A 20,246-nucleotide genomic window follows, 5' to 3' on the forward strand; every position below is an offset into this window, starting at 1 on the left:
TCCTCCTCATTCTCAAATCGGTCTCCTCATAGTGGACAGCGCTTACAAAATGATTGAATGAAACATACATTTTACACATTGCGGTGGGTCGTCACGTTGTCGCAGTCATCGAGTCATTAACCCCTGAATTCGCAAGGAAACATATCGTTAAGTACGACACAAATGTGAAGATTTTATGTCGAAAAGATTATATCATAGCTCTCGTTTGCCTGTCATTGCTTTTCATTTTTTTATTTTTTTGCTATAAGTAGGGTATGGAATTGAAAGGAGCGTAACGGATGGAACACTGCAAGGTATACCAGTCTCATGTTTTGTTCCCTGAAGACCGCCGCCTGATCATCGAAGGACCTGTACCTCCCGAGCAACTATCCGAGCTAACCATGCACCCTGATCTCAAGGCATTTCGTCGTCCTGCGGAGCAGCATGAGGCATTGGTGGAAATTGCAGGCCTGCCCGAAGGCAGAATCATTATCACGAGAGACCAAGATATGATCGTTGGATATGTAACGTTTCATCACCCGGATGAGCAGGAACGCTGGTCTGAGGGCAATATGGAAGATTTGATTGAACTTGGAGCCATCGAGGTAGCGAAAGATTACCGTTCTCTGGGACTTGGGCAGCAGATGATAAAGACTGCATTTGAAGAAGAGCAGATGGAGCGTTACATCGTGTTTACGACCGAGTACTACTGGCATTGGGATCTTAAAGGAAGCGGCCTTAACGTATGGGATTACCGCAAAATGATGGAACGGTTAATGAAAATCGTAGATATGGAGTGGTACGCAACCGACGATCCGGAAATCTGCTCCCATCCTGCCAACTGTCTCATGGTCAGAATCGGACGGCACGTACCGCTTTCATCACAAGAACAATTCGATCGTATCCGTTTCAGACAGCGGTTTATGTATTAAGTCGATACCCAATAAATAAAAAACAAACTCCCCAAGGGCTTGTCCTTGGGGAGTTTGTCTGCAGAGGTGCATACTGGATATGTATGCCTGCCACTTACACAAAGTTTTTACTAGAGTTTGCCGAGCATGTAGCTCACGATTTCGTGTGAACGCTTGGAAGCTTTCACGGTAAACTCAGGGAAGTTGACATGCGCAGAACCGTCAGCCTTATCCGACATGGATCTGATCACCACATAAGGCACACGGTTCATATAACACACCTGGGCAACGGCAGATCCTTCCATTTCCGCGCAAACCCCGTTCAGATCCTCGTGAAGCGTCCGTACTGTATCACGACTGGCAATGAACTGATCGCCCGAAAGAACCTTTCCGATGACGTAATGATTCGCCGCCTGCTCTTTGCACGCTTCCTCTGCCAGCTCGATCAACGAGGGATCAGCAGGAAAATCAGACACTGCCTGATACGGAATCACGCCGCGCGCAAAGCCGAGCGGCGTCACGTCCATATCGTGCTGCATGCAGGAGGAAGAGATGACGATATCGCCAATGTTCAGCTCCGGGTGCAGCGCGCCTGCTACGCCGGTAAACAATATTTTGGAAACGCCATAAGTATCAATCAAGATTTGCGTGGTAACCGCGGCATTCACCTTACCCACTCCGCTCTTGCATACAACGACGCGCTTGCCATGAATCGTTCCCGAAGCATATGTAACCCCTGCACGAACTGCCGTTTCTTTATTCTCCAATTGACTGAGCAGCATTTCCACTTCTTCGTCCATGGCCCCGATTAGGCCGATAACCTGTGTTGTCATACCGATATCCCTCCCGAATTCAAGACCACAAAATAATCCCACCAGAAAAAAGCCCCTTGAAACCAGGAGCTTTCTTCAAAATGGTAAATTGCTTTCATTCACACTTCTTACTCGTTCACATGACTAACCGAAAGCCGAAGAATCGTTTCATGCGGCAGAATCACGCGAGGATTCTCCACATTCTCCTTCTTCATCAGCTTGGTAAGCAAGCGCATAGCTACGGCTCCCAAATCATACATCGGTTGAGCTACCGTTGTCAGCTGTGGACGAACCATCGAAGCCATCCGAATATTATCTACGCTGATAATAGAGAAATCATCCGGCACTTTGTAGCCTTCATCCTGAATGCTATGAATAGCGCCAATTGCCATCTCATCGGTAGCAGCAAAAATAGCCGTCGGTTTCTTCTTAAGTCCCAGGAAGTATTTCATCGCTTCCACGCCGGACTCATAGCGATAGTTACCAATACGCACCAGATCCTCTTGATATTCGATGCCGGCAGTTTCCAGTGCCTTCTTGTAGCCTTGGAAACGTGCATAGCCGTTCGCCGGATCCTGAAGCGTGCCGCTGATCATGGCAATCTCACGGTGCCCATGCCGGATCAGAGTGTTCACTGCATCAAACGCAGCCTGTTCATGATCAATGTCAACGGAAGGATAAGAACCTCTCTCGTCACTTGTCGCACATAGAACAATCGGCACAGCCGATGTCTGGAACGCCTGGATATGCTCGTCCGTCACCGTTCCACCCATAAACAACAAACCGTCCACTTGCTTCTCAAGCAATGTGTTGATAACGCGGATTTCTTTTTCCTTACGTTTGTCGGCATTACACAAAATTATATTATAGTGGTACATGTTAGCAATATCCTCAATACCACGGGCAATCTCCGCAAAGATCGAGTTCGAAATGTCAGGGATCACAACGCCGACGGTTGTGGTCTTCTTGCTGGCCAAACCTCTGGCTACCGCATTCGGACGATACCCTAAACGTTCAATCGCTTCGTATACTTTTTTCCGGGTCTGAGGCTTAACGTTCGGGTTATTGTTTACAACCCGTGATACCGTCGCCATGGAAACGCCTGCTTCGCGCGCAACATCGTAAATGGTTACCGTCAAATTCCTTCTCTCCATTGCCAATAGATTTTCATTCGTTCAATACCAATTGAATTTATGATACGACAAATTACTGCTTTGTGCAACGACACGGCATTAGATGCCGTCCAATTGAGCCTTCAGCGCTTCAGCCGTAATATGGGAATGGGATGTATGCCAGACTGGCGCTCCTTCTTTTACAAGAATAACTTGTGGCGATTCGTGCTGTATGCTCAGAGTTTCCGCAGCTTGACTCGACACCGGACGGTCGGCAATGACATCAATCCATACATAGTCGATCCGCTCGTTCGGCTGGTCCTCCAGGTAAGCTTGCACTTCCTCATAGGCTCCGGCGCTAATTGGGCATCTGGTACTATGTTTGAACAACAGCAAGGGCCTCTGCTCCGAAGATTCAAGGGTGCTGCGCAACTCTTCTATAGTAGTCATTTTCGTCAACGTCGCCATAGGATATACATTCCCTTCATTGTATTGAAGTTCCTATCCTCTATCCTAACAAAAAGTGCGTGAAAAATCCAACAACCGCGAAAATTTTCTGAAAATTATCTTGCATAATTTCCCGAATTTTCAGGAACGAGAGATTTAATCGTGCTTAACTGCTCGAGCCGTCCCTCAATTTGTCTCATCCAGTCACCGTCGCCCAAGCTCTGGGCATAACGAAATAGATCCAACAGCATATTGATCCGCTCATCAAAAACTTCCATGCAGCGTGTCTGCCATTCTACCGACGAATCATCATCGTATGTACGGAACACTTCTCGAAGTACGTATGCAGACTCATTAACATCTGCGAACGAAACGTGTATTCGTCCGGTCTCATTGCTCATCGATGCGAGATAGCGAAGTAAATCCGGTTTAATAAGAGGCAGAAGCTCATACTTCTTGCAAGCCTGACAGGCATAAACAGGAACATGATATATTCGAGTCCTTCTTTCATGAATCAGCTTTCTTAATTCCAACTTCATCCATTGTCCGCAGTTGCAGGTTTTGAACAAAATGCCCACCCCAAATCCTATCACGTAATCTAATCCCAACAGCCTATGTCACAAATCTGTCACCTAAACTAGTTCTATTCGACTATCATACCAAAGAATCCTGCTAATTTGTGATAATGCTTTATTTACCAGATATGTTTCCAAATGTTTGTTCTTTGCTCGTTCCTATGAAACAGCCCTCCATATTTGTTACAATAAGTACAGTCATACGGATACATGAGGAAATCTGCGAGAAAGGGGTTATATCAATCATGAGATTGGCTGGAAAAAAGGTAATAGCGCTTGTAGACGAAGAATTTGAGGATCTGGAACTCTGGTATCCCGTTTACCGGGTCCGTGAGGAAGGGGCAGAAGTCCATCTTGCCGGGTTGGAAAAAGGAAAAACTTACACGGGCAAATATGGTGTTCCCGCTCAAGCCGAATATTCATTTGAAGAGCTGAACAGCAAGGATTACGATGGAATTCTCGTTCCGGGCGGCTGGGCGCCGGACAAGCTGCGCCGTTATGATAAAGTGCTGCAACTGGTTAAAGAAATGAATGCGGACAAAAAACCGATCGGACAGATCTGCCACGCCGGATGGGTACTCATCTCCGCCAAAATCCTGAACGGAGTCACGGTTACTTCCACACCGGGAATCCGCGACGATATGGAAAATGCCGGTGCAATCTGGAAGGATGAAGCGGTCGTGACCGACGGTCATATTATTTCCGCCCGCCGTCCACCGGATCTGCCGCCGTACGGCAAAGCCTTTTGCGATGCGCTGGCACATCAAGGCTAAAAGCTCCCCTGCACCACACAAAAACAGCCGCTCATTTCACCAAGAAGGACTCCTGGTGAGGTAGGCAGCTGTTTTTGATGTGAGTATATGTTAGCTTGTCCACTCAAAAAAGAAACATAAAAATTGTAAAGTTATCCTTCTTCTTGAGGTTGTCTTGTTAAGAGGCCGTGCTGTCCGTACCGTTAGTTCCGTTCAGATAACTGCTGCGTTCGGCAAACGCGCTGAGACGCTCTTCGACAGCGGAGCTGGTACGCAATTTGAAGCAGGCCGCTGCCTCCCCCTTCGCTTCTGCCGCATTGGTATTCAAGATGCGATGCTTCACGCGAAGCAAGGATTGCGGCGACATGCTTAAATCCTTAACGCCAAGCTCCAGCCATATCGGAATCGCCCGCTCGTCCCCGGCCATTTCTCCGCACACGCTGACCGGTATGCCTGCCGCATGCGCAGCCTCCACCGTCGTCCGAAGCATGCGCAAGACCGCAGGATGAAATGGATGGTACATATGCGCGATCTGCTCGTTCATCCGATCCACCGCCAGCACATACTGTACCAGATCGTTCGTCCCGATGCTGAAGAAATCGGCTTCCTCTGCCAACAGATCCGAGATGGTAACTGCTGCCGGCACTTCAATCATGATGCCGACCTTAATGTTTGGATCGTATGCGATGCCGCGTTGGTCCAAATCGGCCATCGCACGCCGCAGCACGGCATTAGCCTGCTTGACTTCCTCTATCGAGGATATCATCGGATACATGATTTTGACGTTACCAAAAGCGCTGGCCCTCAGAATGGCGGACAGCTGGGTCTGGAACGGTTCTGTGCGATCCAGGCTGATACGGATGGCGCGATAACCCAGGAAAGGGTTCTCTTCTTCCGGCAGCCCGAAATAATCCAGCTGTTTATCGCCGCCAATGTCCAGCGTACGGATCACGACCGAGGACTCACCTGCGTTCTCGGCAACCAGTTTATACACTTCAAACTGCTCTTCTTCCGAAGGAAAGTTGTGGCGATCCATATATAAAAATTCCGTCCGGAACAATCCGACTCCCTGTGCGCCGTTCCTCAGCGCAATCTCCATTTCTTTAACGGAGTTCATATTCGCGGCCAGATTAAAATAGGTTCCATCTTTCGTAACCGCATCAACGGTTGCCAGGAGCTGCAGCTGCTCTTTCTTTTTCCGTTGCAACTCGCGGATCCCTTCGTAACGCTCTACAACCAGCGTGTCGGGCTCCAAATACAGCAAGCCTTCATCCCCATCCACAACCAGATGCTGTCCGGTCTGGATCGGATGATCCAGCTTGTTCTCAATCCCGGATACAAGTGGTATGCCGAGAGCGCGGGCCATTATCGCCGAGTGAGAGGTCTTGCCACCCGTCATCGTCACGATGCCAAGAACGTGGGAAGGGTTAAGGTGCACAAGCTGAGACGGAGAAAGCTCCTTTGCAACCAAAATATAAGGCTGCGTATCAGCCGGAAGCTTGACTTCCGGAGCACCGAGAAGATGCTTGAGCAGCCGATTACCAACATCCTTAATATCCAGCGCCCGCTCCTTCATATACTCATCGTCCAGCAAATCGAACATGGATACGAAATGATCGATCGCCTCTTTAACCGCCACTTCGGCAGCCTTGTACTGGCGCTCGATGATCCCTTGAATTTCGTTCATGAATACGGGATCCTCCAGTATGGCCAGATGCGCATCAAAGATCTGCGACTCCTCGTGCCCCACCATTTCCTTGAATTCGTTCTTGATATATTCAATTTCATTCTTGGAGGTTCGTATGCCTTCATATAAGCGCTCGAACTCTTTGGCTAAATCGACAGCATCCATTTCGGAATCCGGAAGGTCCAGCTCCCAATGCGGCAGTACGAAAGCCTTACCGATCGCTACGCCTGTTGCTGCGCCAATGCCTTGTATCATGATTCTCTACCCCCAGCATTACTCTCATTTAATACGACGGACATGACAGATGACTGTCCTCTCTTAACGGACTTGAATGGAGCAAAGCTCCAAGATCTTACTTTATCGGGATTGGTGATCACCATTGGTGTTGCCAGTGATGCGGCATGTGTCTTTAAATATGCCAGATCGAACTTGACCAGCAGTTGCCCCGGCTCAACGGTATCCCCTTCGCTTACCACAGCTGAAAACGGTCCTTTCAGTTGAGAGGTATCGATCCCGATATGAATCAACACCTCGAGTCCATCCGGCGTTGAAATGCCAATGGCATGCATCGTCGGATAGACATGCATCACGGTTCCGTATACCGGAGATACAAGCTCCCCTTTTTCCGGAATGAACGCCACGCCGTTGCCGACAAGCTTGGCGGCAAAAATATCATCCGGCACTTCGTCAATCGGAAGCATGCGTCCCTGTACGGGCGCGCTGAACAGAACGCGCGGTAAATCTTGCTGCATCAGCTTATTTATCTCTTCGCGGATGAGCTCGGAATACGTCCCGAATACCACCTGGACATTACCGCCGCCCAGCTTGATGATGCCGGCTGAACCGAGCAATTTCAGTGCGTCCGAATCAATCTGGCGGTCGTTGTATACGGTCAGTCGAAGACGCGTCATGCAGGATTGGACCTGAACGATGTTGTCTTTCCCACCAAGCGCTTCCAGAATAAGCGGTGCCTGATAGGGGATGTCTCCTGCCCGGCCTTCCAGCGCCGAGCCTTCTTCACGCCCGGGTGTCGGGATTTCGAAGGTGCGAATGGCCCAGCGGAACAGAAAATAGTAAACGATGCCGTATACGGCCCCGATCGGTATGATGATCCAGGCGTTCTGCGACAAGTGAAAATTGAGTACGTAATCGATAAATCCAGCCGAGTATGAAAACCCGTGATGGATATCAAACGCATAGGTAAGCACCATCGCGAAACCGGCCATCAGGGCGTGGAGCACATACAGATAAGGAGACGCGAATAAGAATGCGAATTCAATCTGCTCCGATACCCCGGTCAAAAAACAGACGAGCGCGGACCGCATAAACGTTTTTTTCACCTTCGGCTTCAAATCTTCCCGTGCCTCTTGAATAATGGCAAATGCAATCGCCGGCAGGGCAAACATCATAATCGGGAATAAGCCGGCCATGAAGTCGCCCGCTGTCGGATCACCCGCGAAGAATCGGGGCAGATCCCCCTGAACAACGGTACCGTCTTCCGTCTCGTACGAGCCCAGCTGAAACCAATAGACGTTATTCAACAAGTGATGCAGACCAAATGCCGTCAGTACCCTGTACAAAATTCCGTAGAGAAATAATCCGAATGCCCCCATATGTACGGTCAGATCATAAAAAGCATCTAAGCCGCGCTGTACCATGGGAGCCATTCCCAGCATGATCCATGCAAATATCGTGGAGAACAGTCCCATGAACAAAAGCACAAATCGGGAGCCCCCAAAAAACTGTATAGCTTCTGGAAGCTTAATATGTTTGAACCGGTTATAAACGTAACCGGACATTACCCCAAAAATAATACCAATCAAGGTCGAGGGCTGTACACTCCCGTCTCCGAGACGGGATATAACCTGATCGTAGATGAACATGCCAGCCAGAGCGGCAAGCCCTGCGGGTCCTCCCTGGTTCGAGAGCCCCCATGCGACACCGATGGCAAATAAATACGGCATATAATAAAACACGCCGTGCCCCGCTGCCTGGGCAATCTCGCCCAAGGTTCCGAAGCCCCACGCCGACCATGGCAGACTCCCCACGCTAAGCAGGAGAGCTGCCGCCGGAAGCGCCATTGTAGGGAGCATAACTGCTCTGCCCAGCTGTTGTAATGATCCCAACCAATTCAAGGCGAGCCCTCCTTTCTATCCTTGATGGTAAGCGCTGCGCCTGTTTTTGTCAAAAAGAAATCAGGGCAAATGCCACATAGAAAAGCAAGCCTCACGAGCAGTGCCTCGGCAGGCCCGGATCGTGTCCAGTCTGCCAGCGGCTGCTTCAACATAAGGCTTGCTCCTAATTCCAACTCACCAATTCAAATCTTAACGCCCGCCCAAAGCGATGGAATCCTCCACCTTAATGCAGCGGTCCATGATGGCAATCATGCCGCTCTTCTCCGCGATGACCGCCGCCTCTTCACTGATAATGCCCTGCTGAAGCCAGAGCACCTTGGCTCCAATCTCGGCAGCTTCCCGCGCCACATCGGCACAATATTCACTGCGTCTGAACACATTGACGATATGGATCGGCTCCGGAATGTCCTTCAGGGATGGATAACTCTTCTCCCCAAGTATTTCTGTTGCACCAGGATTAACCGGGATAATCCGGTATCCGCGCATTTGCATCGCAGCAGAAACCATATGGGAAGTACGATCCGGCCGGTCAGACAGACCGACAACAGCGATATTGCCTGCATTTCGCAAAATATCCGCGATTTCTTCGCGCGTAGGATTTTCAAATGCCATGCTTCATGACCACCTTTCCATTCGTAATAGACGAGCCGCTTGGCTATTCCTTTATTTTACCCATTCTACATTGGCTCCAAGCGCCTTCATATGATCAAAATATTGCGGGTACGACTTGGCCACATGATGCGCATCCTTAATCCGGATCGGCTGATGTGAGCGAAGTCCGACCACAGTCAGGGCCATAATGACCCGATGATCATAATGGGCATTGATCTCCACACCGCCCTCGACGCCTTCCGGACGGCCGTGAACGATGATCTCGGCCTGGCGTTCCTCAACGTTGGCTCCGGCTTTGCGCAATTCGTTCAAATAATCCGTAATCCGGTCGCATTCTTTATAGCGGAGATTCTCCACATTGTAGAATCGGGAGGTTCCTTCCGCAAACACAGCTGCCGCTACCATCGCAAGTACCGCATCCGTCGCCGCATCTCCGTCGAAATCCAAAGCCTTCAGGGTTCGGTTTCCCTGGACATGGACATTACCGTCCTTGTGCGTGAGGGGAACCTCCATCATCCGCAGGACGTCAATAATAGCCCGCTCTCCCTGCTTGCTGTCCTCTGATAGATTGCGGATGGTTACATCCGACTGCGTGACAGCAGCCGCCGCCAGGACGGCAGCAGAGCCCGGATAATCGCCTTGAACGGTATAGGTCTTCGCTTCGTAGGATTGACCGCCAGGAACCCGGAAGAATGTATAATCATCCGCTGCGTGAATCGTAATGCCCGCTTGCTCCAGCACTTCCAGGGTCTGACCGATAACGACCTTGGATTTCAAATCACCGGTAACGGTAATCTCGCTGTCCTCGGCAAGCAGTGGCGTTAAGAACAACAGTGCGCTTAAGTACTGCGAACTTACTTCGCCAGATACGGTGAGCTTTCCGCCTTTCGGCTGACCGCCACGAATCGTGATCGGCAGTTTGCCTTCATTATGCTCCACTTCCACGCCCAATTGACCAAGCGTCTCAATGAGATCATCATGAGGACGTTTGCCCAGTGATTCCGGATAAGTATTGACAAAGGTAACCTCTTTAGACAACGCCGTGACGCCCATGAGGAAGCGCAAAACGGCGCCGGCGTTACCGACGTTCAGTTCCTTCACATCCTGCGGCGATTTGCCAAAGCCCGTAATGACCGCCTTCTCCTCGTCCTCCTCGATCACGGCCCCGAGATCCCGGATACAGCGTCTCATGGCGTCGCTATCCTCGCTATGAGCTGGGTAATAGATCGTGCTCGTTCCTTCGGCAAGTGCAGCTACCAGCAAGTAACGAGTTGTATAGTTCTTGGAGGATAGCGCTCCAATCTCTCCGTTTAATATAGGCGTAGGCTTGACGATTACATCCATCGTATGTATCTCTCCTTGTAATTATTAGGTTATGAATAACAACCTTGAAATCTCCCTTAGTATAAATTGACAGGGAAAGAACCGCTTGGTTATCATAGTTCATGTGAACTGGAAATTCAGATCGTTACGATCTTAATCATTTATTATCAGAAAAGAGGTCTATATGATGAAACCGATCCCTCAAATGGAAACATCGGAGCTTAGAAGCCGGCTTCAAAACGGCGAAAATGTGTACATGATTGATGTCCGCGAGGACGAGGAAGTTGCAGCAGGCATGATCAGCGGTGCCAAGCATATTCCTATGGGCGAGATTCCGAATCGTCTGGACGAAATTCCGCGCGATCAGGAGGTCGTCTTCATCTGCCGCAGCGGTGGTCGCAGTCAACACGTATGCGAATTTTTGAATCACCAGGGCTTGACTAATGTAATCAACATGAAGGGCGGCATGCTTCAGTGGCATGACGATGAAGAATAGACAGGCCATGAAGAAGGTGCGGGATGATCGTGATTCCCGCCTTTTTTGCATGCTCCGACCCAAGTACAATCTACAGATGCACCTTAGAGACTGATTCATGATCATCGCCTCAAGGCCGTTCGCTGACCATCTTAGCCGCGGTAATGCGTTAAAATGTCAGCCGCTACTTCCCCCGCGGATCGGCCAACCGTATCCACGATGACATCCGCAAACTGGTATTTGTCCTTTCGTTCATCCAGGATACGCCGAACTCTATCTTCGACATCCCCCGCAAGCAGCGGCCGATTGGCATCACCACGTACCCGTTCAACAATGCTGGAAGCATCCGCTGTAAGAGCAACGACCCAGCCACCGCGTTTCATTACATCACAGTTCTCGGAACGAAGCACAGCTCCTCCGCCGGACGCTACGACAATGCCTTTCCGTTCTAAAACGCTGCGCAGTGCAACAGATTCTGCCTCACGAAAATACGGCTCTCCATCCGCTTCAAACATCTCGGAAATCGTTCTGCCTTCCACCCTCTCAATTTCCGCATCCAGATCGATCAGGGTGTAGCCGAGCGTGTCTGCCAGGAGACGCCCTACGGTTGACTTGCCCGTACCCATCATCCCGATCAGAATGATGTTCCTACCTATCTTATCCAATTTGACACCCCATTTGCTGCTTCACTGTAAAGGTTGCTCATATCATACCACAGCCCCAAATCTTTCGACAATGGACCTGACTCTCTAAATTGTTCTTATGCGAGTATCCCCCAAGTAAAGCTCCAATTTTATCGAGTCTATCTGGTTCCCTATTGTCATATACTAATTACAAGAATACAAGATTAGAAGAAAGGAGTGAATATATTATGTCTTTTCGTCCAACCGGTCTCTCTTCCGCTGCCAAGCGCATCCGCCGGATTCTCGACCCAGCCTACCCGCTATGCCGCGAAGATGTGATCTGGGTGCTTCATTTTGTCCAAAAAAAAGTGGCTCTGAAGGATCCTGCGCTGCTGGATCTTTCAAAGCCACGTTTGCTGCAAAATTTCAACAGTTACTGCGAAGCCGCGCTGCTCTTGCTCGGAAGCGGAAACCACATCCATACAAAGAACCACGACGTCCGCACCTGTCTCTTAGAAGCCATGCACGGTCTTCCTGAGCTGGCGGAGGCGCACTCCCCTTCTCAAGCCCGTACGGTTGAATCTCTGATCTCTCCCCCGGCGAACGGAAATCATTCTAGCTCCCCAGAGTGAAATGGCTCCATCAGGGATGGCATTCATGCTGCCATAGAGAGCAGAATTAATCCATCCAGGGAGGATGGGATTCTTGCTGCTAGAAAAAGCAGGATTAATCCATCCAGTTATAGTGGAAGGTGCCTTCTTTGTCCACGCGTTTAAACGTGTGAGCTCCAAAGTAGTCACGCTGAGCCTGCAGCAGGTTTGCCGGCAGGTTTGCGGTGCGATAGCTATCGTAGTATGCAAGCGCGCTGGAGAACCCAGGAACCGGGATGCCCAAGGATACCGCGGAAGCAACAACCTTACGCCATGCATCTTGATAGGATTCAATAATATCGGTAAAGAACGGATCCAGCAGCAGGTTCTTCAGCTCAGGATTGTTCTCATAAGCATCCGTGATGTTCTGCAAGAAACGGGAACGGATAATGCAGCCGCCGCGCCAAATTTTAGCGAGGTTGCCGTATTGCAGGTTCCAGCCGTACTCATCGGATGCCACGCGAAGCTGTGCAAAGCCTTGGGCATAGGATACGATTTTGCTTGCAAACAGCGCTTTGCGCACATTTTCAATGAATTCGGCCTTGTCGCCGTCAAATGCAGCTGCTTTTGGACCATTCAGGATTTTGCTTGCTGCCACACGCTCTTCTTTCATTGCGGACAAGAAACGGGAGAATACGGATTCGGTGATCATGGACAGCGGCACGCCCAGATCCAGGGAGCTTTGACTTGTCCATTTACCTGTTCCTTTTTGGCCTGCCGTATCCAGAATCACGTCAACCATCGGCTTGCCGGTTTCTTCGTCATATTTGGAGAAAATGTCAGCCGTGATCTCGATCAGGTAGCTATCGAGTTCGCCTTGGTTCCACTCTGTGAAGATTCCGTGCAGATCCTTCGCATCGAGGCCGAGTACGTCCTTCAGCAATTGGTAAGCTTCGCAAATAAGCTGCATATCGCCATACTCGATACCGTTGTGAACCATTTTTACATAATGGCCGGCACCGTCTGGTCCGATATATGTACAGCAAGGCTCTTCGTTAACTTTAGCGGAAATAGCCGTCAAAATAGGCTCAACCAGCTTGTAGGCACTTTCTTGTCCGCCAGGCATGATCGATGGACCTTTCAATGCGCCTTCTTCGCCGCCGGAAACCCCAGCACCGATAAAGTTAAAGCCTTTTTCAGCCAGTTCTTTGCTGCGGCGCTGTGTATCAGGGAAATAAGCGTTACCGCCGTCGATGATGATATCGCCTTTGTCCAAATGTGGAATCAGCTGTTCAATCGTAGCATCCGTAGCTTGTCCCGCTTGTACCATGATCAGGATTTTACGAGGAGTTTCAAGGGAATCCACGAATTCTTCGATCGAGAACGTCCCCTTCACTTGCTTGCCTTCGGTTTCCTTCAGCATATCTTCCGTTTTTTGCGGAGAGCGGTTATATACGGAAACGGTGAAGCCTTTGCTTTCGATGTTCAGGGCCAGGTTTTTTCCCATTACAGCAAGGCCAATCACACCGATTTGTTGTTTTGACATCTGGTTCTCCATCCTTTGCTCCAATATATTTTTAAACAACCCATCCCTATCCGAGATGATTTGCAATAATCTTATATTAACGTTTTTCATTTGACAAGTGAACCCCTGTCACAAAATCAGAACACGCGCGAAAACACCCCTTCTGTTTCGGAGTGTTGTTCGTGCTTTAGACTTGTATCCGGGTTGAAGTCATTACCACTCCAGCCTCATCAGCTCCAAGGAAAGCTCACGGAGTCTTTGCTTGCAAGCCGAAATTTTGTCTTCGTCCCCCTCTTGCAGCGCCGCATGGAGCTTCTCAAGCTCATCATCGGTTTCCAGTCTCGACAGCAGCAATCGCTGTTCCCCTACATCCGATTCAAACAGCCGCAGCATTTCCTGCTCCGTCATCGGCGTCCCCTTCTGAAACAGCACCCGCTGCCGGTAACCGGATATTTCCACGAGCCTTATGACCTCACCAAACAAAATATTCTCGATCAAAATTTGCCGATCCTTGAAACGTTTGACGACAGCATGGCCACGGGTATTCTCGATCAATTTCTCCATCCATTCCGCGAGTTTGGGATCACGAATCATATAATCGCCTACCAGTTTAAAACCGCTTCCTGTTCGTTGAAACCGCAGCTTTACCAGCTTGCGACCTGTTCGGATTGAAATGACAAACTGCGTATCATTCTCGCTCCAATAAAGCGAATATCCTTCCTGGATCAATTCCTTGATTAGGTCCTGGATATGCCGGCGATCAAACCGGAGCTCCAGGTTGCAATACTCCACTTCCTCGCTCTTATTCACGGCACTCCCTCCTCCGGTTTACTACCGATCATTAAACGGCGGTGAAGATTTCCCCCATGGCTGCTTTTGATGTTGTCTTATCTATATCTTATACTCCATCTTATGTAACGGTAACTTGGTTTATTGACTATTTTTAACCCACATGAACATACGGTGAAGCTTTTCTGGGCAATGCGTGATGTCCGTTCGCCTTATGGTATAATAAGTTATCCAAAAACCGAGTTTAGTAACGATATCATCAACAACAGGGAGGCCATCACATCCTATGACGGTTACCGGATTTACAGATCAAGATTTCGACGTATTCTCCGTTCCCGGGCTTGAGGCCCGTATGGAGGTTCTCATTGAACGGGTAAGACCCAAGCTGGAGGCGTTAGGTGCTGAGTTGTCACCTTATGTATCGGCATTGGCTGGGGAAGAAATGTTTGTGCATGTGGCGAAGCATGCAAGACGCACTGTCAATCCTCCCATTGACACCTGGGTCGCTTGGGCTGCCAGCAAACGCGGCTACAAAGCACTGCCTCATTTTGAGGTGGGCATGTTCGGAACCCATCTGTTTGTCATCTTCGCGATTATTTACGAGAGTCCCAACAAGACCGTGTTTGCCGGCAACCTGGAAGCCAAGCTGAAGAAAACCGCGAATGCACTGCCTAAACATTTCTACTGGTCCATGGATCACATGAACCCGTCTGGCACCTCTCATCAGGATATGAGTGAAGAGGATTTCACGCGTCTGATTGAGAAGCTGAAGCAGGTGAAAAAGGCTGAGGTCATGTGCGGACTGCGCATCCCGCGCGAGGAAGCCGTCAAGCTTGAAGGGGACAAGCTGGTGCAAAAAGTGCAGGAGACGTTTGAGACGCTGCTGCCGCTTTATAAAATGGCGTTTTAATGAGCATGATATATTGATGTAAAGGGCTGCTGTTGCAGCTCTTTTTTTTAAGATTATAGAATTTATAAATTTTCAGCGAAGCTGAACAATTCCGTAATCGCAAGAAAAACTTCCTTTAACCGCGGTCTGTCTTCTGAGAAAGTACGTCGATAGACGTTTTTTTATGGATGATATTTTAATGAAGGAACGATGAAGATCTTTGTTGCTCCTCCTTAATATGTCTAAAGTTTGAAGCGTTATGGGACATAGCAAAAAAAGACGTTTAATCTCCTTGCATTCCCCCCCTATTTTGCTATACTCAATTTTGTTTATATAAAAACAGAAATCAACAAATCATAACAAAATAAACATAAGGAAAGGTTGTGACAACGTCCATGGACCACAGTCGTACACCGCTCTTCACCGCACTTAAAGAACATGCGGCCAAAAACCCCGTGCAATTTCACATTCCGGGACATAAGAAGGGCCTCGGCACCGACGCCGAATTTCGGGAATTTATAGGGGATAACGCCTTTTCTATAGATTTGATTAATATTGCGCCGCTGGATGATTTGCATCAGCCTACAGGCGTCATCGAGGAAGCCCAAAAGCTGGCCGCCGACGCATTCGGTGCCGATCACACCTACTTCAGTGTCCAAGGGACAAGCGGAGCGATCATGACCATGATCATGTCGGTATGTTCGCCTGGCGATAAAATCATCGTACCTCGCAACGTCCATAAATCCGTGCTTTCCGCCATCATTTTCACCGGGGCCAAGCCTGTATTTGTATCGCCTGCCCAGGATTCCAATGTGGGAATCGATCACGGAATCACCATCAGCTCGGTTAGGAAAGCATTAAAACGTCACCCTGACGCCAAAGCCGTACTGGTCATTAACCCGACATACTTCGGGGTAAGCGCCAATCTGAAGGAAATCGTGGATTTGGCTCACAGCTACAATGTGCCCGTTCTCGTGGATGAGGCGCACGGTGTATTGATCCATTTTCATGAAGAGCTCCCGATGTCGGCCATGGAAGCGGGGGCCGATATGGCCGCGACCAGCGTCCACAAACTCGGCGGCTCGATGACGCAGAGCTCCGTGCTGAACGTGAATACCAAGAACGGATACATCAATCCTTATCGCGTACAGACGATTATCAGCATGCTGACCACAACCTCCACCTCTTACATCCTGCTGGCATCGCTTGATACTTCACGCCGCAGTTTGGCGCTGCATGGACGCGAAATGGCTGCAAGGACGATTGAGTTGGCGCAATATGCACGTGATGAAGTCAACAAAATCGAAGGTTTGTACAGCTTTGGAAAAGAAATATTAGGCGGGGAAGCGACGTACTCCTATGATCCAACCAAATTGACGATCCATGTGCGCCACCTCGGCATTACGGGATATGAAACCGAGAACTGGCTGCGGGATCACTACAATATTGAGGTGGAGCTCAGTGATATGTACAATATTCTGTGCCTCATTACACCGGGGGACAATCGGGAGACCATCGATATTTTGCTGACAGCGCTCCGCGAGCTTTCCAATCAATACATGCATGTGAATGAGATTAACGAGCTGGTTGTGAAAACTCCGGAAATTCCGCAGTTGTCGCTGATCCCTCGCGATGCATTTTACGGAGATACGGAAGTAGTGCCTTTCAAGGAATCGGCAGGGCGCATTATTGCCGAATTCATCTATGTCTACCCGCCAGGGATTCCGATCCTGCTTCCGGGCGAAGTTATTTCCCAGGAGAACATCGATTACATTATCGATCATGTCGAAGTAGGCCTTCCTGTTAAAGGCCCCGAGGACCGCAGCATCCAAAATGTTAAAGTCATCGTGGAAACGGATCCTATATTCTAAAACGTCAGCTGTAAACACAATAAACCCGGTGCGAATGGTTCGCACCGGGTTATTGCTTTGGAATCTTATTCCTGGTTTGCAGCAGCGACCAGTTCGTTGTAAACCGCCTCTACTTCATTCCATTCTTCTTCGTCCTCAATATTGTAAAGAACCATTTCCTCGTTCTCTTCTTCCATACGTAGAATGACGCCGTCCGCTTCCGGATTTTCGCGTTCAAGCAAAAGCGCGTAAAGCTTCTCGCCGACATCAAATGTCTCCACAAGAACCATCTCTACTTCTTTTCCTTCTTCATCCGTCAATGTCAGCACAAACTCTTCATGTTCGTGGTCGTGGTCATGATCGTGACCGCAGCCGCAAGCATCTCCGTGTTCATGTTTGTGTTCACTCATTGAAAAAACCTCACTTCGGTTAAATTATCATACTTTCGTATCGTATCACGGATAGCTTCTTCAGGTCAATTTCTGCCAAGTGCCTTAGGGCCCCTTAATTTAGGGCAGTAATCACTTTCTCCGCAACTTTCACAAAACCGTCCTCCGATTTGACTTTTACATAAAAGCCCACCGAGTATTTTCCCGCCGTTTTGAAATCATATGTGAAATCGTAGGTTCGGAACCAGAAGTTATCCTTGCGGTCCTTTACTTCCTGGGATTGGATGTCCTTGATATTGCCCGAAGGATCCTCAATCGCTACTTTCACGGAATGAATATCGTTGTTTAAGCTGTCAACCTGGCTAAAAACATTGAATTTCAGCTTCCCCTTGTTCACGTTGCCGAATACAGTATCTCCTTTAAACAGAAAAATATGCACGTTCGGCTTGATGACTTGAACTTGTCCATTCGCGGGATTCCAATCCACAGCGCCGTCAAATTCCCGAACCGGCACATACGTTTTGCCATCAATTAAATATCCGCCATCCTTCAATTCATGACCGTTCAGCCAGACACGGACACGCTCATTAACGGAATCTGCAAACAAAAGGGTGCTGCCACCCATTAAAGAGAGCACTAGCATACATGCCATCACTTTTTTCCATTTCATAATAATCATTTCCCTCCATTGGCTCATCTTGTTGTTATATGTGTATACTACATGTCAAAAAACAAGTTGCGGACAATTTTGCACTTTGTGGTAAAATTTTTTCCTCGTGCGTAACGATTGGTCCTATCACGAATTATAATGCATTTCGGCCCCGATTCGATCATATAATCCGTGTAAATCAACGTGGAATTCGTTAAAATATACATTAGCATACGGGGACTACACATCATATCATCAGGAGGTTTCATCCATTGACACTAAAATTGCAAATGCTTGGCACCGGCAGTGCGTTTGCCAAGAACTACTATAACAATAACGCACTGGTCCAAGACGGGAATTTCACACTTCTCATTGACTGCGGCATCACCGCTCCAATGGCACTTCATCAGCTGAATAAGACCTTTAACGATATGGATGCTGTGCTTATCACTCACATTCATGCTGACCATGTAGGCGGACTTGAGGAGCTGGCTTTTATTATGAAAATGAAATACAACCGTAAGCTCCCACTCTATATTGCCGAGACGCTGGTGGAACCGATATGGGAGCACACCCTCAAAGGCGGTTTATATCAACAGGGACATATCTCCTCCCTGCATGATGTATTTGACGTACACCCTCTGAAACCGGGAGTGAAGACCCATATTTCATCCGGCATCTCGGTAGAACTGATTCATACGCAGCATATTCCCGGCAAGGACAGCTATTCGCTTTATCTGAATGATCGGATTTTTTACAGTGCTGACATGGTATTCGACCCTATACTGCTCAACCAATTGGTGAATGAGCGGGATTGTGAAGTGATTCTGCATGAATGTCAGCTGCAAGGCCCTGGCGAGGTTCATACGACACTGGATGAGCTGCTTAGCCTACCACAAGAAATTCAGGAGCGCACCTATCTCATGCATTACAGCGATGAGGTCGAAGCTTTCATTGGCAAGACCGGCATCATGGAATTTGTGGAGCAGCAGCGGGTATACGAATGGTAGTTCAGTATAGATGAATAGTTTATGAGGTTTCCCGGGAACACTAAAACCGGGAGGCGATTCATATGGATAATAGACAACAAGAAGTCGTAGGCGTACGTAAAAACGGAGATGGCGACATCATCGAACTTAAGCTGGATAACGGCAGTGTCGTTGACTGCAAGACAGCGCAACAAATGGCCAAGAATAAAGAAATCAAAAACCTGAACGTATTCCGTGGACGTGACGGAGACGAACATCTTCGCTCCAATGCGGATGGCGATCCAAGCAACAACCTGGACAATTTGCCAAACTTTTAAAATCATGACTAAAAAGACCTCGAGTCGATACTCGAGGTCTTTTCTTTTAAACAGTGAGGATCTCATTAGCACCTTAATATGGTAAGAAGCCTACAGTTCCTTTTTCATACGAACGTGGGGAATGCCCGCATCATCAAACGGCTCGTCCGAAATGGTCTCATACCCAAGCTTGCGATAAAATGCCTCCGCTTGCACCTGTGCATCCAGTACAGAATACTGCAGCTTCAATTCACGCGCCTGCGCTTCCAATGCCATCATCAGCACACGCCCTATCCCTTTGGAGCGGAATGGCTTACGCACTGCAATTCGCTGCATTTTGGCGGAATCCTTATTGTAATAGGTGATACGTCCGGTTGCCGCGTATTGACCTTCCGATTTGATCAGGACATGAAACGCATCGGATTCCAGACGATCGTACTCATCGATCTCCAGGTCAATCGGCACCTTCTGTTCAAGCACGAAAACATCCTTCCGGATATCCAGCGCCTGCTGCAATTGCTCTTCGGTTGATACATTTATGATTTCTGCTGCCATTTCAACACCTCTTTATGTAGAATCAATTCTAGTGATATCGCAGATCGAGATATTATACAAAATAATCGTTTTCCTGTATAGTATAAGCTAACGTTTTCTTGAAAGGAGCATGGCCTTTATGGGCATGGGAGCCACGATATTTTGGGCTGTTATCATCTCAGTCGTCATCATCTACCCTATCTTTTGGGCGATTAAAAAAGGTTATTCCCGCAAATGGGATGAGGAATAGCATCGGCCGTTTTACAGCAAACCGCCAGCCTGCAAGCCGACGGTTTGCTCTGC

General features: G+C 48.7%; 23 protein-coding genes. 8 read left to right on the top strand and 15 right to left on the bottom strand.

Annotated elements, in window-relative coordinates:
- The first annotated feature begins 278 nt into the window (after window positions 1-278).
- Window positions 279-911: a GNAT family N-acetyltransferase gene (locus M4D81_RS01385; protein ID WP_071223676.1), complete on the top strand. Its 633-nt coding sequence runs from the start codon at window positions 279-281 to the stop codon at window positions 909-911.
- Window positions 912-1,021: 110 nt separating this feature from the next.
- On the opposite strand, the gene M4D81_RS01390 is transcribed toward M4D81_RS01385, so the two are convergent.
- The 4 genes from M4D81_RS01390 to M4D81_RS01405 all read right to left on the bottom strand — a co-directional run bounded on the left by M4D81_RS01390 (window position 1,022) and on the right by M4D81_RS01405 (window position 3,854).
- Window positions 1,022-1,723 (bottom strand): 5'-methylthioadenosine/adenosylhomocysteine nucleosidase, encoded by a 702-nt coding sequence (locus M4D81_RS01390; RefSeq protein ID WP_260064176.1) that lies wholly within the window; start codon window positions 1,721-1,723, stop codon window positions 1,022-1,024.
- A gap of 107 nt (window positions 1,724-1,830) precedes the next feature.
- Window positions 1,831-2,841 carry a catabolite control protein A gene (ccpA, locus tag M4D81_RS01395; protein ID WP_071223674.1) on the bottom strand — a complete coding sequence of 337 codons (1,011 nt, stop codon included), beginning with the start codon at window positions 2,839-2,841 and terminating at the stop codon, window positions 1,831-1,833.
- 93 nt (window positions 2,842-2,934) lie between these two features.
- Window positions 2,935-3,282 carry a bacillithiol system redox-active protein YtxJ gene (ytxJ, locus tag M4D81_RS01400; RefSeq protein WP_260064178.1) on the bottom strand — a complete coding sequence of 116 codons (348 nt, stop codon included), beginning with the start codon at window positions 3,280-3,282 and terminating at the stop codon, window positions 2,935-2,937.
- Window positions 3,283-3,377: 95 nt separating this feature from the next.
- Window positions 3,378-3,854: a hypothetical protein gene (locus M4D81_RS01405; RefSeq protein ID WP_235613267.1), complete on the bottom strand. Its 477-nt coding sequence runs from the start codon at window positions 3,852-3,854 to the stop codon at window positions 3,378-3,380.
- Window positions 3,855-4,081: 227 nt separating this feature from the next.
- Here M4D81_RS01405 and M4D81_RS01410 point away from each other — a divergent pair, with 227 nt between their 5' ends.
- Window positions 4,082-4,609, top strand: coding sequence for a type 1 glutamine amidotransferase domain-containing protein (locus M4D81_RS01410; RefSeq protein ID WP_260064180.1), 528 nt, complete (start codon window positions 4,082-4,084; stop codon window positions 4,607-4,609).
- A gap of 157 nt (window positions 4,610-4,766) precedes the next feature.
- Here M4D81_RS01410 and ptsP read toward each other — a convergent pair whose 3' ends face one another.
- The 5 genes from ptsP to aroA are packed head-to-tail and all read right to left on the bottom strand — an operon-like array spanning window position 4,767 to window position 10,366.
- Window positions 4,767-6,530: a phosphoenolpyruvate--protein phosphotransferase gene (gene ptsP, locus M4D81_RS01415; RefSeq protein ID WP_260064182.1), complete on the bottom strand. Its 1,764-nt coding sequence runs from the start codon at window positions 6,528-6,530 to the stop codon at window positions 4,767-4,769.
- On the bottom strand, window positions 6,527-8,410 hold the full coding sequence (locus M4D81_RS01420; protein ID WP_071223670.1) for a glucose PTS transporter subunit IIA: 1,884 nt from the start codon (window positions 8,408-8,410) through the stop codon (window positions 6,527-6,529). Before M4D81_RS01420 ends, ptsP begins: the two co-directional genes overlap by 4 nt.
- The gene (locus M4D81_RS01425; protein ID WP_162487675.1) at window positions 8,407-8,562 is read right to left on the bottom strand and encodes a hypothetical protein; all 156 of its coding nucleotides are present in this window, start codon (window positions 8,560-8,562) and stop codon (window positions 8,407-8,409) included. Before M4D81_RS01425 ends, M4D81_RS01420 begins: the two co-directional genes overlap by 4 nt.
- A gap of 37 nt (window positions 8,563-8,599) precedes the next feature.
- Complete coding sequence (locus tag M4D81_RS01430) at window positions 8,600-9,022, bottom strand: CoA-binding protein (protein ID WP_260064183.1); 423 nt, start codon at window positions 9,020-9,022, stop codon at window positions 8,600-8,602.
- A gap of 51 nt (window positions 9,023-9,073) precedes the next feature.
- The gene (gene aroA / locus M4D81_RS01435; RefSeq protein ID WP_260064184.1) at window positions 9,074-10,366 is read right to left on the bottom strand and encodes a 3-phosphoshikimate 1-carboxyvinyltransferase; all 1,293 of its coding nucleotides are present in this window, start codon (window positions 10,364-10,366) and stop codon (window positions 9,074-9,076) included.
- Between the two features lie 166 nt (window positions 10,367-10,532).
- Here aroA and M4D81_RS01440 point away from each other — a divergent pair, with 166 nt between their 5' ends.
- Window positions 10,533-10,841 carry a rhodanese-like domain-containing protein gene (locus M4D81_RS01440; protein ID WP_174819205.1) on the top strand — a complete coding sequence of 103 codons (309 nt, stop codon included), beginning with the start codon at window positions 10,533-10,535 and terminating at the stop codon, window positions 10,839-10,841.
- A gap of 131 nt (window positions 10,842-10,972) precedes the next feature.
- Here M4D81_RS01440 and M4D81_RS01445 read toward each other — a convergent pair whose 3' ends face one another.
- On the bottom strand, window positions 10,973-11,485 hold the full coding sequence (locus tag M4D81_RS01445; protein ID WP_260064185.1) for a shikimate kinase: 513 nt from the start codon (window positions 11,483-11,485) through the stop codon (window positions 10,973-10,975).
- Window positions 11,486-11,691: 206 nt separating this feature from the next.
- On the opposite strand from M4D81_RS01445, the gene M4D81_RS01450 reads away from it, so the two are divergent.
- Complete coding sequence (locus M4D81_RS01450) at window positions 11,692-12,075, top strand: hypothetical protein (protein WP_260064186.1); 384 nt, start codon at window positions 11,692-11,694, stop codon at window positions 12,073-12,075.
- A 94-nt stretch (window positions 12,076-12,169) separates the two neighbouring features.
- On the opposite strand, the gene gndA is transcribed toward M4D81_RS01450, so the two are convergent.
- Both gndA and M4D81_RS01460 read right to left on the bottom strand, forming a co-directional pair.
- Window positions 12,170-13,579 (bottom strand): NADP-dependent phosphogluconate dehydrogenase, encoded by a 1,410-nt coding sequence (gene gndA / locus M4D81_RS01455; protein WP_181469719.1) that lies wholly within the window; start codon window positions 13,577-13,579, stop codon window positions 12,170-12,172.
- A gap of 192 nt (window positions 13,580-13,771) precedes the next feature.
- On the bottom strand, window positions 13,772-14,368 hold the full coding sequence (locus M4D81_RS01460) for a hypothetical protein (protein WP_100536070.1): 597 nt from the start codon (window positions 14,366-14,368) through the stop codon (window positions 13,772-13,774).
- Window positions 14,369-14,633: 265 nt separating this feature from the next.
- On the opposite strand from M4D81_RS01460, the gene M4D81_RS01465 reads away from it, so the two are divergent.
- Both M4D81_RS01465 and M4D81_RS01470 read left to right on the top strand, forming a co-directional pair.
- Window positions 14,634-15,257 (top strand): DUF1054 domain-containing protein, encoded by a 624-nt coding sequence (locus tag M4D81_RS01465; protein WP_260064187.1) that lies wholly within the window; start codon window positions 14,634-14,636, stop codon window positions 15,255-15,257.
- A 374-nt stretch (window positions 15,258-15,631) separates the two neighbouring features.
- On the top strand, window positions 15,632-17,107 hold the full coding sequence (locus M4D81_RS01470) for an aminotransferase class I/II-fold pyridoxal phosphate-dependent enzyme (RefSeq protein ID WP_071223050.1): 1,476 nt from the start codon (window positions 15,632-15,634) through the stop codon (window positions 17,105-17,107).
- Between the two features lie 65 nt (window positions 17,108-17,172).
- On the opposite strand, the gene M4D81_RS01475 is transcribed toward M4D81_RS01470, so the two are convergent.
- Entirely contained in the window at window positions 17,173-17,496 is a 324-nt protein-coding gene (locus tag M4D81_RS01475; RefSeq protein ID WP_071223049.1) for a DUF1292 domain-containing protein, read from the bottom strand.
- A 94-nt stretch (window positions 17,497-17,590) separates the two neighbouring features.
- Window positions 17,591-18,145: a copper amine oxidase gene (locus tag M4D81_RS01480; protein ID WP_260064190.1), complete on the bottom strand. Its 555-nt coding sequence runs from the start codon at window positions 18,143-18,145 to the stop codon at window positions 17,591-17,593.
- Between the two features lie 251 nt (window positions 18,146-18,396).
- On the opposite strand from M4D81_RS01480, the gene M4D81_RS01485 reads away from it, so the two are divergent.
- Together M4D81_RS01485 and M4D81_RS01490 are read left to right on the top strand one after the other, a co-directional pair.
- Complete coding sequence (locus tag M4D81_RS01485; protein ID WP_260064191.1) at window positions 18,397-19,134, top strand: MBL fold metallo-hydrolase; 738 nt, start codon at window positions 18,397-18,399, stop codon at window positions 19,132-19,134.
- Between the two features lie 62 nt (window positions 19,135-19,196).
- A complete protein-coding gene (locus M4D81_RS01490; RefSeq protein WP_260064192.1) occupies window positions 19,197-19,430 on the top strand; it encodes a DUF3892 domain-containing protein in 234 nt (77 codons plus the stop codon).
- A gap of 90 nt (window positions 19,431-19,520) precedes the next feature.
- On the opposite strand, the gene M4D81_RS01495 is transcribed toward M4D81_RS01490, so the two are convergent.
- On the bottom strand, window positions 19,521-19,964 hold the full coding sequence (locus tag M4D81_RS01495; RefSeq protein ID WP_071223046.1) for a GNAT family N-acetyltransferase: 444 nt from the start codon (window positions 19,962-19,964) through the stop codon (window positions 19,521-19,523).
- Window positions 19,965-20,246 lie beyond the last annotated feature (282 nt).

The sequence above is a fragment of the Paenibacillus sp. p3-SID867 genome, from assembly GCF_025142895.1.
Classification (GTDB): Bacteria; Bacillota; Bacilli; order Paenibacillales; family Paenibacillaceae; genus Paenibacillus_AQ.